This is a genomic window from Fictibacillus arsenicus (assembly GCF_001999465.1).
GTDB lineage: Bacteria > Bacillota > Bacilli > Bacillales > Fictibacillaceae > Fictibacillus > Fictibacillus arsenicus.
Genome location: NZ_MQMF01000002.1, coordinates 754,862 through 769,061, shown reverse-complemented (window position 1 = coordinate 769,061; position 14,200 = coordinate 754,862). Strand labels below are relative to the sequence as shown.

The following is a 14,200-nucleotide window of genomic DNA, read 5'->3' as shown; positions in this document are numbered from 1 at the left end:
CACTATCTGCCCACTGTATACTGATTCAATGTTTTTTGAACCTGTTTAACTTCTTTCTTTTCTTTCGTGCCGCTAAACTTAAAAACGATTACACCTCCAGCGATCACCAGTACACCGATCAGCTGCTGAAACGTAAAAGGAATTTTCTCTAAACCGAACCAGCCGAGGGAGTCCCATAATAAAGCAAATCCTAGCTGTGAGGTAAGGACAATCGCAATGGCATAAGTGGGTCCTAGCAATCGAGTTCCCTGTACGAGACAAACGACCACGCCTACTCCGATCAAGCCGCTGAACCAGTGCCATGTTTTCATGTTATCCATAATAAAAAGACTGCTGCCTTCAAAAACAAGACCAAGCGTCATAGAAGCCAGGAACCCTAATCCCAGCACCAAAGCAGTAGTTGCCCAAGTACCTGCTTGTTCATTGACTTTCGCGTTAAAAATATTTTGCAGACCGACCAGCAGTCCTGCTAAGACCGCAAAGAACAATCCTAAGAACATATCAATCGCTCCTTTCTATTCGTAGATGTTATTGTGACCGGCGATCGCACTTAAACCGTCTTTGTCTTTGACTAAAATAAACCCGTTATGACGTTCGATGAGTCCTTCTTTGGAAAGATGCTGAATGACGCGATTCAGGTGCCTGTAGCTCGTACCGATCAGATTCGCGGCATCCATCAGATGTGCCGTGCTCAACCGGCCTGTCGCAAGCGAGTCATTCTCTTCAAAACAAACGGAAAGGAGGTAGCTGGCGAACCGTACTTCAACGGGATATAGAAGGTTAAAGCTTAAAGAACTGGATTTGACATAAAATTTTTGCGTGATCACTTCCAGCAAAAATTTTAAAAGCGGGGTATGGTCATTCGCGTACTTCCTCAGATAGCGATGGTGAACACCAATCATGTGAACGGTTGAAACAGCCTCTACCGTATTAATAAACTCGGTCCCATGCTGCACGTACTCGATGTCACCGATGGAATCCAGCGGCTTTTTAAAAGAGAGGATCAGCGTTTTGCCTTCTGGGGAAGTAGTGAAAATCTTCACCTTTCCTTTAACGAGCACATACAAACAATCAGGGGGATCACCTTGAGAACAAATTAACTCTCCATGATCAAAGCTGAATAACGATAGATGAGGCTTCACTTCCTCGTTAAAGATGTTTTCGATACCATGTATTTGAAGATAATGCTCGAGCAGCTTAGGATCCTGAATCTCTTTCATTCCTGTTATTCACCCCATGACTTTTCAATACTTATTTTCAAAAATCATATCATCAAAACTTCAGAATCACCACGCCTGCGATCATCATTCCTATTCCGATGAACTGCGGCAGCCTCATTTTCTGTTTCATTACCCCAAACCAGCCTCTGCCATCGACTAAGAAAGTAATCGCCAGCTGTGCGATAAGGATAACGGCAATGGAAAGGGTAACACCGATCTTATGAATCGAAAAAATATTACCATAAATGACGACAGCGGCAAACGAGCCGCCAGTCAAATACAAAGGTTTTACACCTTTAAATCTTTTCCACTTTCCATCTCGAACGATCATGACGATCAATATTGCCATCAGGAAGCCAGTTAACTGTGTAACAGTAGCAGCTTGCCAAGCACCGATGTCTTGACTGATACGGGAATTCGCTACACCCTGCAGCGTAATGAAGCCCCCGGCTAAAAAAGCAAAGATAACACCTCTCATAATCTCACTTCCCAACTCAATTTCTTTCCTAATTAAAAAACAGATCCACTTATGTTGGAAAGGACATATGTCCTAAAGTTAGATATTTTTGTTCTGATAAAGAAATGATAACGATATGATGATTTAGTGTTTTCACTTTCCACTTCTCAAATTATCGTTTAAAATAAAGAGCTGCACGACAATCTCTACGAAAGAGGTAAGATGATGAAACGTATTTCAATGCTATCAAACAAAAATAAAAATCAAGAACCGAAATCTGATGAGATCAAGAACCGTGAAAGCTGGCTGAAGATTATCATCATAGGCGCATTCGCACTTTTATTATTCTACAAAATCGCAACAGCGCCATTTGTTTTCCGTTTTTCAGATTTCATCTCATTGTTTTGCTCGTTATTTGCAATCGCAGTTACTCTAATCTATTTCAATAAGATCAATAAGCTGGAAAAGATGCTTGAGTCTTATACGAAAAGCAAACCAGTTCAACAGCCGGAAATGCAAATAGCCGAGGAAAAAGTGGAAGAGCCAGATCAGACGCAGCTTGACCTTTTTGATGAAAAAGTGGAAGAAGATGAAGTTGTTGAAGCGGTAGATGTAACGGAAGAAGAGCTAGAAGAAAGTGAAAAAGAAGAAAAAATCTCTGAAGAAATTTTTGAAACACAACGCATCAAAGAAGAAGAGCTTGCAAAAATTGAGATGGATAAAACACAGATTTATAATGAACTATTTACTCGAGCTCAATTAAATGAAGAAGAAATGAAATATTTTAATGAAAGAATCAGAGAGAAAGAAACAGAATCCTTTAACACCAAACAAGAACTGAATCAGTTTAAAGAACGCATTCAAAATGTTTTCAAGAAAACGCCTCAGTTTTTCCAAAAAAGAGATTCAAGAATTGAGGGGATCGTTCGAATGCTGAATCCTGTTACACTGAAAAATGCCTCTCTTGAGGATCTCAATCAGCGGTTAGATGGGGTCATTGATGTAATTCCGACAGAGACACTTGATTCATTAGTGCGAGATGGTTTCCTGGATTCGCATTATCACTTAACACGCTCAGGCTACCGTGAATTCGTTACTGTAAGCAAGACATTCCAATAAATAACGTAAACCTCCTTCTTATTAAAAGAAGGAGGTTTCTATTTAAGGGCGAAGTTTAAACTAACGGAATGGCTCTTTACTAAAGACTTGTTGCTATTGGATTTTCTATTATTCATCATCATCAAGTTGATTGGAGCGCAAGGTGCGTGCCTTCTACATGAGAAGCTTCTCGCTAGGCATGCGACGAGGAAGCTCACGCCGGTAGCATTTACTTGTAGACGCAGGAGCAATAATACTTCTCTGAAGCGGTCAGGTGGAGACTCCTAATGGCGTGAAGCGGCAGGAGGCTCACCGCACGCCCCGTGGAAAGCGAGCAGCCTGGAGCGGAAATCAATTACATTCAACTACAATGGATTCGAAAACAGGTTACGAAAAAAACGTTTAAGGCGGTGTTTGTATGAACGATCTTCAATTAATCGAAACATACAAAAGTGACCTTCACAATTATTCTGTGGAGCAGCTGAGACATATACCTGAAACCGGGGTTTGGTCACTATGTCAAATGTACGACCATGTGATTCTTGTTGCTCATGAATACCTTAATCATGTCGATTCTTGTACGGAAGCAGCGGAAGAGCAAAAACTCGGAAAGACGGAATTTGGTGAAAAATTGTTTCGAATTGGAGGATTCCCGCCAATTAAAATTCGTTTACCTGATGAAATGAATGCTCCTCCAAATAACTCAGAAACCAATGAAGAACTAATAAGGAGAATCGACCAGGTCATTGAAAGGATGAAGGATTGTGAAGGAAAAGTAGACTCAATAAATCCAAACTACAAAATAAGACATGGTGGCTTTGGATGGCTTAACGCACGGGAATGGTACGACTTAATCGGCATGCATTTTCGTCATCACCTGAGACAGAAGAGTGAGCTCGAAAAGAAAGTATTAGTGAGATAAAAAACAAACCTCCTTCATAATTAGAAGGAGGTTTCGTCGTTATCGGGCAAAGAGGTGATTGCCAATCTTCGTTACAGATTGTCTGGTGAAAATCCAGGTGTTCGTCGCAAGATCAGGGTTGTAATAATAAACGGAACCGTATGTAGGATCCCAGCCCTGCATCGCATCGAATACAGCACGATAAGCATAGCTATTAGGTTTTAAATGATATTGTCCATCATGAACAGCAGTAAATGCATTCGTTTGATGAATGACATCTCCCACGTTATCAGGGAATGAGGCATCATCGATTCGATTTAAGATTACAGCCGCCACAGCCACTTTTCCTATGTATGACTCGCCTCTTGCTTCTCCGTGAACGACTCTTGCCATTTTTTCAACTTCATTAAGCATCAAAAAGGTTGCAGGACCTGCAACGCCATCTGAAGACAGATTGGACTTATACTGAAAATCCATGACAGCTCTCTCGGTAATCGGACCATAAAACCCTGTAACTGGACCATAAAAGAAACCCATCTCTTTCAAATTTTGCTGTAGCTCTGACACCTCATATCCTTGATTGCCGACCTTTAACAAACCATGAGCTTGTACATTTGAAGGTACAAACAGCACCGCAGCTAAAACAAATAAAGTTATAACTTTCCTTATAAAATCTTTCATAATTGGCTCCTTTCTCCACTTTTTTCTATATATTATCAGTTAAGAAAAGTGCGGGCATGAAGCACTTGCTCTATTTTTACAAAATAAAAAATGTACGCTAAAAGTAGGAAGTTATGACAAATTACTGTACTATTCTACTAACTCAGCCTTAGACAGGTTTTTAATTTGCAATCATAGGGTATATTAGGAAATTGTTCTATCTTAGGAAACGATATGAGTAATTTCCTTCAAAAGGGAAATAGTAACAAATGAATGATTCCTTAGGAGGCTATAAGATGGAAAACACGAGTGATTTTGTAGAAAAATTGCATGATGATCAGGAGAAGCAAGAAAAGAACAAAAAGCAGGGAAAAGGAAATCCTGGACAGAAATTGCCGAACAAGCAGCATAGCACAAACAAGTAAATTATATGTCTGGACCATAGTGAAGCGATTGCGTCACTGTGGTTTTTTTATGGGTCAAAAATCTCCACTGCACCTAGACGTATCTGGACAGAAACCTGGATTATCCTTACACATTTTTTTCGCGAACTTCGGATAAATCTTACGTAGTTGATTAAAATAGCACACGATCTTATGGTTCAGCCTGACACTGCAGTTTTCGAAATTCAAACGAAACTCCTCTCCGACCTGCATGTTCATGAGAGGTTCTTTTCGAAATAATAAAGGGGTTATATGGTTCGTAACGGTGTCGTACACATTTATGATTCGTGTGCTATTTTTAACTTCTTTATAAAATCTCCTTACGAACTCCGTATTTCCGATCGGCAAACTTGCAAAGGTATAAAGAATAGGGTTGTTAAATGGTGTGTTCAAGGTAGCATCTAATGTAAAAAGGGTAGCTAGACAAGCACCGAGGCTATGACCTGTCACAAGCAGTTTTTTCTCTGGGGAAAGTCTCATAAGGGTTGTTAAAATAATACTTCGGGAGGCTGAATAGATGCGGGTGATTCCGCGGTGCGTTTTACCGCTGTTTTTCACAAAGGGATACGTAACTTGAGGGATATCTAAGTAGGAGGATACGTTTTTTACCGTTGAAGTTCCGCGAAAAACGACGACAACGTGATCAGCAGATTCTGCGATAAAACCGAAGATCTCACCGGAAGTAGAAGGGATGGGGCACTTCAGAGAATACCCACTTGGGAGTGTGAACGTTTTTCCGTCACTTAATTGATAAGCTTGATGACACATGACAGCCAAAAACATAGCAAGATGGCCATCATATTCATAAACTTTCTTATCTTTACCCATAAGCTCCACTCCCCTCAGAATACTAGATGTAATAGTATATGAGTGTGGATGCAGCAAGGTATAGACGGATATGATGGTTATTCATAGAATGTGGTAAAATCAGTAAAAAGGGCATAACATAAGCATGGGGGATAATATGCAGATCATTGATACAATTCCATATTTTAAGCAAAACTATCATTCTTCTATCCAATTCTTGAGGAATTATTACGAAGAGTACCCAGAGATATTTAAAGAATATTTTGCTTATCATTGCAAAGATACAGAAGAAAGGCATCAGGCTTCATTAGAGAAATATCCAGACGTTTTATCCGATATTGACCGTGTTTACAAAAATATTGTGCCTATCATACATGAAACTGATGAACACTATGAGAGCAACTACCATGTATCGTTTCCCGTAGACATCAACCTCATTGTAGGAGGGTTTGGCTCTAATGCATATACATACCGTCAAATCATTCCGAACATCACCTTTGCTCTAGAAAAATTATCACCCGTCCCAGACCACTTAAGAACGATCGTAGCACATGAATTTGGTCATGCTGCACACAACATCATTTCAAATGATGCAGGGATAAACTGGTTAAATGTCGATTGGAACAGTCCGTTAACATGGCTTTATCAAGAAGGAGCAGCAACCCATTTCTCCAGACAAACCGCAAAAGGCATTAAAGAATCTGTGTATTTTTCCTTTGATGATGAAGGAGAAGAATGGCTGCAGTTTTTTAGTCGAAACCAAGAAAAAGTCATTTCCGAATTTGCAAAGGATGTAACAACTGAAACACCATTTGCAGTATTTAAAGAATGGTTCTCCATCAATGGAGGATTAAAGTTTGGCTACAATCGGTTAGGTTATCTCATCGGGGATCAGTTTTTTCAGAACCTCATAAAAATCCATGGCGAGCATGGTGCCATTACCGCATGGAAAGACCCGAACTTCAAAGAAAATGTGATTAACTGGTTATTAAACACTACACAAAAAGTTTGAGTTTAAAATGAATCCACAAATTTCGAGGGTGAATCCAAAAGTTTGGGCTGTGAATCCAAAAGTTTTGGCATTTAATCCACGAGATTTGCCCTTCAATCCAGGAATAGTCATTTATATATAACATCTGGATAGAAAACAAAACACGCCTGGAAATCATCCTAAGCGTGTTTTCGTGTTTTAATAGGAAGACTCCTCAACTGATCGGTCCCGTTGTTTTACTAGCAAAAAAGAAATTCCGACTCCTATAATGACGAGCAGCAGCATCACCCCATAGATTGCATGAATGCCTGAAGCCAATATCTCTTGAAGCTGAACGAGTTTTTCGGATGGAAGATTTCCATGTTCAAAGGATGCGTTTAGATTCAAATCGTCTTGACCTTCTTTCTCTGCTTTTGAAAGAGTAATAATATTGAAGATCGTTCCGAATACGGCTGAACCAAGTGTCTGGCTGAACGTGTTGGTAAAGGTGTTCGATGCCACAGCCACCCCTCTTTTGCTTGATGGGACAGAGGATTGGATGATCACCATAAAGACTGGCATCATCAGACCCATTCCGAGTCCCAGCACGCCTGATGCTACATAGATCAAGAACTCAGGAGAATGTGCGGTTAACGAGAAAAAGATGGCTGATGCTGCGGCAACAACCGTTAATCCGAGTGTGATGATCCAGTTTTCTTTAATCTTTCCAACGAGGTTCCCAACGATCAGCGACCCAAGAGTCCAAAACACCGGAAGTGGCATGAGGATGAACCCTGCTTGTGTTGCGGTTTTTCCCATAACTCCTTGACTCCAGATCGGCAAGTAGATCGTGATACATATAATAATAGCCCCGACAATGAGCGTTAGCGTGTTCACGATCAGAACACTTCGATTTTTAAACAGATTAAGCGGAATAAGTGGTTCCGGCGATTTCAGCTCAATTCTCACAAAAACTACAAACGTAATAAGTGCGAAGAAGAAAAGTCCGATGATCGTCGGGCTCGTCCATTCCTGCGTCTGGCTTCCAGTTAAAAGGGCATACAGGAAAGCAATCGTCCCGAGCGAGAAAGTTACAGCGCCTTTGTAATCAATGTATGGTTTTTCTTTTGTAAGATCTTCCTTATAGTTAACGACTAGCATGAAGAACGCAAGAAGACCGAACGGAATGTTTAAGAAAAAGATGTAGCGCCATGAAAGGGTATCGACTAAAAAGCCGCCCATCAATGGTCCTAAAACGCCAGCCACTCCCCAAACGGCTGAGATCCAGCCTTGTGCTTTCGCTCTGTCCTTCGCTTCGGAATAGAGATCTCCGATAATTGTCATCGTGATTGGCATAACCGCTCCAGCACCAAGACCTTGAATCGCGCGATAGAAGATAAGCTGTTCCATCGACATGGCAATTCCGCAGAGTGCAGATCCTACCAAAAAAAGGACGATTCCAGATAAGATAACCTTCTTCCGCCCGAACAAGTCGGCAAGCTTACCATAGATCGGCGTCGATACAGCAGTCGCCAGCATGTATACCGCATACACCCAGCTAACAAGTTCAATCCCCGATAGATCACTCGTGATACGAGGTACGGCGGTACTGACAATCGTACCTTCCATTGCCGCGAGAACCGTAACAAGCAGAAGCGCGGTCATAATTTGTTTTTTCATATGATTCCTCCTCAAAAAACAGGCAAAACATCTATAAAATAAATAAATCGATTAAAACGTTCATCACAACAAAGAAATATATTACCACTAAAGGTTGTTTTAAGCTATTATGTAAAACTTTGAAGTGTGATAGGTGAAAACTGAGGAAGTTTGGTCGGGAAATGGGGTTGTATTAATAAACGAATCTGCAGCTTTGACCGAACAGGGCATCATTCTGAGCGTAGGTGAGACATTTTGAGCGTATGAAGTCAATTCTGAGCGTAACTCGGTGATTTTGAGCGAAGATAGGACAATCTTGAGCGAACGTGTAATAATTAAAAGAACACGTACCGTAAAAACAAAAAAGGAAGAAACAGGACCGCTTCTTCCTTTTTGTTATGATTTCGGATTTCTTCTTGTTTCGGATATAATAACCTTACTTATTAATAAAGTAAGAAGGTGTTCCATTTAATCATGTTATTTGATGAGCGAGTTCATAAATATGAATACAAACTTAATGATACAGAAGATCAAATTATCGAATATATACTCAATAACAAAGAAGAAGCTACCTCCTTATCTATCCAGCATCTAGCATCTAAACTTTATACTGTTCCGAATACAATTACGAGGTTAACCAAAAAGTTAGGATATGAAGGGTTTGCTGAGATGAAGATCAGCCTTAAGGAAGAAATCAAAACACCTAAAGCTGAAGAGTCAGAAGACCAACTCGTTTTTAATGTTTACAAGACAATAGATTTGATCGACAAAAATAAATTTGCTTCCGCAACAAAGGCAATTCAAGAGGCTCGTCGTGTTCTTTTCTTTGCAGTTGGCGATACAGCGCCTTTTTGTGAAATGGTTGTAAAGAACCTTAAAGTGGTGGGGAAGCATGGGGAATATTATAACCATAGACATGATATGCTTCATGAAGTAAACCAAATGGAAGCGTCAGAAGTTCTGTTTCTCATCTCTTTGTCTGGTGAAACCAAACAGGTTTTAGATGTCGCTAAGATAGCAAAGGAAAAAGGCAGTCGTATTATTTCTCTTACCCACTTTAACAAAAATACGCTGCAATATTTAGCAGACGTTAATTTGTTTTGTTATTCTCCAGCCATAAAATTTAACGATTATAACATTACGGATAAAACACCGGTTATGCTGATAGTACGGGCATTCTCTGAATACTATTGGAATGCCGTTAGATGATGTGTATAAATACACAAAAAGAACGTAGAAAATAAAATATCTGTGTACAAATAAGAAGAATTCAACTTCTTATTTTTTTTTGCTAGTATGTAACCAAAGTGGAACACGGAAAATTGAAAGGGGTTACAAAAATGTTGTTAAAAAAATTAACATCAGTATCCTTACTTAATACAAAAAAATCGTTTGGTTCCAAAGACGAGGTAATAAAATATCTTATTAAGCAGTTGATGGCAGAGGGGAAGCTTCATTCAGAAGAGGAGTTTTACCGGGCTGTTATGGATAGGGAATCACTTTCACCGACTGGATTTGAAGGCGGTTTAGCGATTCCTCATGGAAAATCATCAGCAGTAAAAGAAGCAGTGTTCGCTGTTGCTACATTAGAAAGACCGATTGGGGATTGGGAGAGTGTCGATCCTGAAAACCAAGTAGAATTAGTAATTTTGTTAGCGATTCCAAAAAATGAAGAAGGATCAACACACCTTTCCCTTTTATCAGAACTCGTAACAAGATTATCAAATGAAGAATATAAAAATAATTTACTGCAGGCGCAAACAAATCAAGAATTATATGATCGTCTAGATCAATCGCATGACATTGAAAAAACGAAAAGTACGCATAACCCTAATAAGACGGTGCTGGCGATAACAGCTTGTCCAGCTGGAATTGCACATACTTATATGGCCGCAGAAGCTTTAATAAAAGCCGGTAATGAAATGGGTATTCGAGTATTCGTTGAAAAGCAAGGCGCAAATGGAATAGAAGACCGCTTTACAAAGGTTCAATTGCAGCAAGCAGATGCAGTGGTCTTTGCGGTAGATGTTGCTGTAAAGGATGAAGAACGCTTTAAACATCTTCCTAAGGTGAAAACTTCAGTTGCAGAACCACTAAGAAATGCTGAAGCTATTTTACAAAAAGCGTTAACGAAAGCTGAAAATCAACCCAAAAAAGAGCCTGTTGATCATTCCCTTGATGACCACACAGAACAAAAATCAGTAAAAACAGAGATTAAGGATTCTCTATTAACCGGAATCTCATATATCATTCCAATCATTGTTGCAGGCGGAATGACTCTCGCAGCTGCAGTATTTATTTCTCAAGCGTTCGGACTTCAAGAACTTTATGATACAGAGGGCTCATGGTTGTGGCTTTTGCGACAGCTCGGTGGCACTCTTTTGGGTCAGCTGATGATTCCAATTCTAGCTGCTTATATGGCTTACTCTATTGCGGATAAACCAGCATTAGGACCAGGCTTTGCGGCAGGAGTTGCGGCAAACTTAATTGGAAGCGGCTTCTTGGGTGGTATGCTCGGCGGTTTATTAGCGGGTTACTTTTTAAAATATCTAAAACAGACCGTAAAGCCAAAAGGGACATTCGCTGGCTTTGTAAGCTTCTGGTTCTATCCTGTAATTGGAACACTCGTTGTTGGTTCGATCATGTTGTTTGTGGTCGGAAAACCATTGGCATTTGTAAATGAAGGACTTATTCAATGGCTTGAAGGCATGAGTGGTGCAAACGCAATAATATTAGGTGCGATTATCGGAGCTATGGTTTCGTTTGACCTTGGAGGTCCAATAAATAAAGCAGCGTACACGTTTTGCATTGGTGCAATGGCGAGCGGAAATATCGTTCCTTATGCGGCGTTTGCCTCTGTCAAGATGGTTTCAGCATTCTCAGTAACAGGCGCAACGATTATCGGGAAAAAATATTTTACCAAACAAGAACAAGAAGTCGGGAAGCAAACCTGGCTGCTGGGCTTAGCGGGGATAACAGAAGGTGCCATCCCGTTCATGATCAATGATCCACTCAGAGTTATACCGTCATTGATTGCAGGATCAGCTGTTACAGGTGCAATCGTTGCTTATTTTGATATCGGTCTAAATGTACCGGGTGCAGGTATTTTCTCACTTGCCCTACTGCAGGGGAACTCACTTTTATTAGCAGCATCCATTTGGTTTGGGGCAGCACTAATCGGAGCATTTATTTCGATGGTTCTTCTGATTCTTACTCGTAAATATAAAAAGAAAGAAATTTCACAGAAAAAAGCAGCATAGATGGAGGAGAATAGAATGAAAAATGTTCATATCGTTCCACATATGCACTGGGACAGAGAATGGTATTTCTCAACAGAAGAATCTAGAATTTTATTAGTTAACAATATGGAAGAGATCATGGATATGTTAGAAAGTAATCCGGATTATCCTTATTATGTTTTGGATGGACAAACTTCTATATTAGAAGACTACTTTGCGGTCAAACCAGAAAATAAACAACGTGTAAAAAAACTTGTTCAAGAGGGCCGGTTAATTATCGGTCCTTGGTATACACAGACAGACGAGATGATTGTTGGAGCTGAATCAATCGTTCGGAATCTATTATACGGAATAAAAGATTGTGAAGAGTATGGAGATTTTATGCGAATTGGCTATCTCCCTGATTCATTTGGACAATCCGCACAGATGCCTATGATCTATAATGGGTTTGATATTAACTATTCCATCTTTTGGCGGGGAACTTCAGAGCGCCATGGTACGGACAAAACGGAGTTCTATTGGCAAACAGAGGATGGATCGAAGGTACTTGTACAATTATTCCCTCTAGGTTATGCGATAGGCAAGTATTTACCAGAGGAAGAAGAAGCTCTTCAAAAGCGGATGGATAAGTACTTCACTGTGTTAGATCGAGGAGCAACCACAGAAAACATCATTTTACCTAATGGTCATGATCAGATGCCCATTCAGAAGAATATTTTTGAGGTAATTGAAAAGTTGCGGAAGCTTTACCCAGATCGGGAATTTTTCCTAAGTAAATATGAAAATGTGTTTGCAGAAATTGAGAAGCAGCAGGATCTCCCAACTTTAAAAGGTGAGTTTTTAGATGGTAAATACATGCGAGTACATCGCAGTATCTACTCGACTAGAATGGATATTAAGGCTGCGAACACAAGAATCGAAAATAAAATCACAAATACATTAGAACCATTAGCTTCACTTGCATATAGCCTTGGATTTGAATATCATCACGGTTTAATCGAGCTGATTTGGAAAGAAATCATGAAGAATCATGCACACGACAGTATCGGTTGCTGCTGTTCTGATAAAGTGCACAGGGAAATATGCAATCGTTTTTTCCTGGCTGAAGAAAAAGTCGATCAGTTGATTAAATTTTATAAGCGTAAAATCGTTGATAGCTTGGATACTCAAAAACAAGAAGATCGCTTAACGGTTTTCAATTTATTGCCTTATGAACGTAACGAAGTAACTACAACGAATGTGATAACGAAGTTGAAATCATTCAAATTAGTAGATAAAGATGACAATGAATTGGATTTCGAAATCCTTGAAAGTGAAATCATGGACCCTGGTTTAATTGATAGACAGATCGTACATTATGGCAACTATGATCCTTTTTATAACTATACGATTCAATTTAAAGAAACACTTCCTGCAATAGGATATAAAACGTTTTTCGTTTCAGAAAGTGAACAGAAAACATCATCTTCTATCTCTAATGTGGACAAAGTGGATACGGATTTTTACGAAATCACGGTTAATTCGAATGGAACATTAAATATCTATGATAAAAAACTGAAGCAGCTCTTTGAGAATGTTCTTCTCATGGAAAATGAGGGAGATGACGGAGATGAATATGATTTCTCTCCATTGCCAAATAAAGACGTGATCTATAGTGACCAAGTAAAGGCAGCTGTAAAAATAAATCAAAACCGTTATGAAGCTACAATCGAAATAGATTATAGATTAGATGTCCCTTCAAATCTAGAGAAAAGAAAATTGAAGGAGATTGATCATTCAGTTGAGATTCATTTGACTATTACTGTTCCAAATCATAAACCGATAATCAACTGTAAAATGGAGATAAACAATCATGCAAAGGATCACCGGCTTAGAGCATTAATCCCGACAAACATCGCGTCGGCATTCTCGCTATCCGATAATCAATTCGGCTTAATCAAACGTCCAGTAATAGACCCTGCCATACACGTATGGGAACAAGAAGATTGGGACGAGCGTCCAGATCCTATTTATCCGATGCTAACCTATGCGGGTCTTTCAAATAATGATTATGGTGTAAGTGTTCTTACCAACAGTACGAGAGAATATGAAATCACTGGTGAAAATTTTGATACCCTTGCCATAACTTTATTTAGGAGTGTCGGTTTTCTTGGTAAAGAAGAAATGCTGCGCAGACCAGGACGACCATCTGGAATTAAATTACCAACTCCTGATTCTCAAATGATTGGAAAGCAAACCATAGATTTTGCGATTGCAACACACACTCATGAAGCAAACGTGGCACGAATTGCAAAAGAATATCTAACACCTGTTGAAACATATAATAAAATTCCACACGACGCCATGAAGCTTAACAATTCTGGAATAAAGACACCTCTATCGTTTAGTTTATTTAAAGAGGTCGAGCCAAACGTCGTATTGAGTACTTTGAAAAAAGCTGAAAAAGAGAATAAATTGATCTTACGCTTGTACAATCCAACAAATGAAGAAAAACAGGCAGTATATGAGTTGCCGCATAAAACGGAATATGCTTCACTCACAAACTTAAATGAGAAATCACAAGAAGAGCTTGAATTGAAAAACAACAAAGTTCAACTAGTTGTAAAAAAAAACCAGGTAAAGTCAATCATGTTCTAGAAAAAAGGCACTTTCATAGTGCCTTTTTTCAATGCTTAAAGAATGATGAATAAAACAAAAACAGCCAAACCAAGTGGTCGTGGCTGTTTCTTTGCTGCTAAACTTTATT

At 39.4% G+C, this 14,200-nt stretch carries 13 protein-coding genes; 7 read left to right on the top strand and 6 right to left on the bottom strand.

Going from position 1 to position 14,200, the window contains the following annotated elements:
• Window positions 1–2 precede the first annotated feature (2 nt).
• From UN64_RS11135 to UN64_RS11125, 3 genes are read right to left on the bottom strand one after another with little or no spacing between them, the layout of a single operon-like run.
• Entirely contained in the window at window positions 3–500 is a 498-nt protein-coding gene (locus tag UN64_RS11135; RefSeq protein WP_077362653.1) for a DMT family transporter, read from the bottom strand.
• Window positions 501–515: 15 nt separating this feature from the next.
• A complete protein-coding gene (locus tag UN64_RS11130) occupies window positions 516–1,220 on the bottom strand; it encodes a Crp/Fnr family transcriptional regulator (protein ID WP_077362651.1) in 705 nt (234 codons plus the stop codon).
• Window positions 1,221–1,272: 52 nt separating this feature from the next.
• Window positions 1,273–1,698 (bottom strand): DMT family transporter, encoded by a 426-nt coding sequence (locus tag UN64_RS11125; protein WP_077362649.1) that lies wholly within the window; start codon window positions 1,696–1,698, stop codon window positions 1,273–1,275.
• 204 nt (window positions 1,699–1,902) lie between these two features.
• On the opposite strand from UN64_RS11125, the gene UN64_RS11120 reads away from it, so the two are divergent.
• Entirely contained in the window at window positions 1,903–2,796 is an 894-nt protein-coding gene (locus UN64_RS11120) for a DUF4199 domain-containing protein (protein ID WP_077362648.1), read from the top strand.
• 397 nt (window positions 2,797–3,193) lie between these two features.
• On the top strand, window positions 3,194–3,697 hold the full coding sequence (locus UN64_RS11115) for a DinB family protein (protein ID WP_077362646.1): 504 nt from the start codon (window positions 3,194–3,196) through the stop codon (window positions 3,695–3,697).
• Window positions 3,698–3,736: 39 nt separating this feature from the next.
• Here UN64_RS11115 and UN64_RS11110 read toward each other — a convergent pair whose 3' ends face one another.
• The gene (locus UN64_RS11110; RefSeq protein WP_077362640.1) at window positions 3,737–4,357 is read right to left on the bottom strand and encodes a cell wall hydrolase; all 621 of its coding nucleotides are present in this window, start codon (window positions 4,355–4,357) and stop codon (window positions 3,737–3,739) included.
• 275 nt (window positions 4,358–4,632) lie between these two features.
• On the opposite strand from UN64_RS11110, the gene UN64_RS11105 reads away from it, so the two are divergent.
• Entirely contained in the window at window positions 4,633–4,761 is a 129-nt protein-coding gene (locus tag UN64_RS11105; protein ID WP_077362638.1) for a DUF4023 domain-containing protein, read from the top strand.
• Between the two features lie 54 nt (window positions 4,762–4,815).
• On the opposite strand, the gene UN64_RS11100 is transcribed toward UN64_RS11105, so the two are convergent.
• Window positions 4,816–5,607, bottom strand: coding sequence for a lipase family protein (locus UN64_RS11100; protein WP_077362636.1), 792 nt, complete (start codon window positions 5,605–5,607; stop codon window positions 4,816–4,818).
• Window positions 5,608–5,743: 136 nt separating this feature from the next.
• Between UN64_RS11100 and UN64_RS11095 the strand changes: the two genes are divergently transcribed.
• Window positions 5,744–6,598, top strand: a complete 855-nt coding sequence (locus UN64_RS11095) for a hypothetical protein (protein ID WP_077362634.1) — start codon at window positions 5,744–5,746, stop codon at window positions 6,596–6,598.
• Between the two features lie 177 nt (window positions 6,599–6,775).
• On the opposite strand, the gene UN64_RS11090 is transcribed toward UN64_RS11095, so the two are convergent.
• Window positions 6,776–8,236 carry an MDR family MFS transporter gene (locus UN64_RS11090; RefSeq protein WP_077362632.1) on the bottom strand — a complete coding sequence of 487 codons (1,461 nt, stop codon included), beginning with the start codon at window positions 8,234–8,236 and terminating at the stop codon, window positions 6,776–6,778.
• Between the two features lie 453 nt (window positions 8,237–8,689).
• Here UN64_RS11090 and UN64_RS11085 point away from each other — a divergent pair, with 453 nt between their 5' ends.
• From UN64_RS11085 to mngB, 3 genes are all read left to right on the top strand, one after another.
• Window positions 8,690–9,424, top strand: coding sequence for a MurR/RpiR family transcriptional regulator (locus UN64_RS11085; RefSeq protein WP_077362630.1), 735 nt, complete (start codon window positions 8,690–8,692; stop codon window positions 9,422–9,424).
• Window positions 9,425–9,555: 131 nt separating this feature from the next.
• Window positions 9,556–11,475: a PTS 2-O-a-mannosyl-D-glycerate transporter subunit IIABC gene (gene mngA, locus UN64_RS11080; RefSeq protein WP_077362628.1), complete on the top strand. Its 1,920-nt coding sequence runs from the start codon at window positions 9,556–9,558 to the stop codon at window positions 11,473–11,475.
• A 15-nt stretch (window positions 11,476–11,490) separates the two neighbouring features.
• On the top strand, window positions 11,491–14,091 hold the full coding sequence (gene mngB / locus UN64_RS11075; RefSeq protein WP_077362626.1) for a mannosylglycerate hydrolase: 2,601 nt from the start codon (window positions 11,491–11,493) through the stop codon (window positions 14,089–14,091).
• Window positions 14,092–14,200 lie beyond the last annotated feature (109 nt).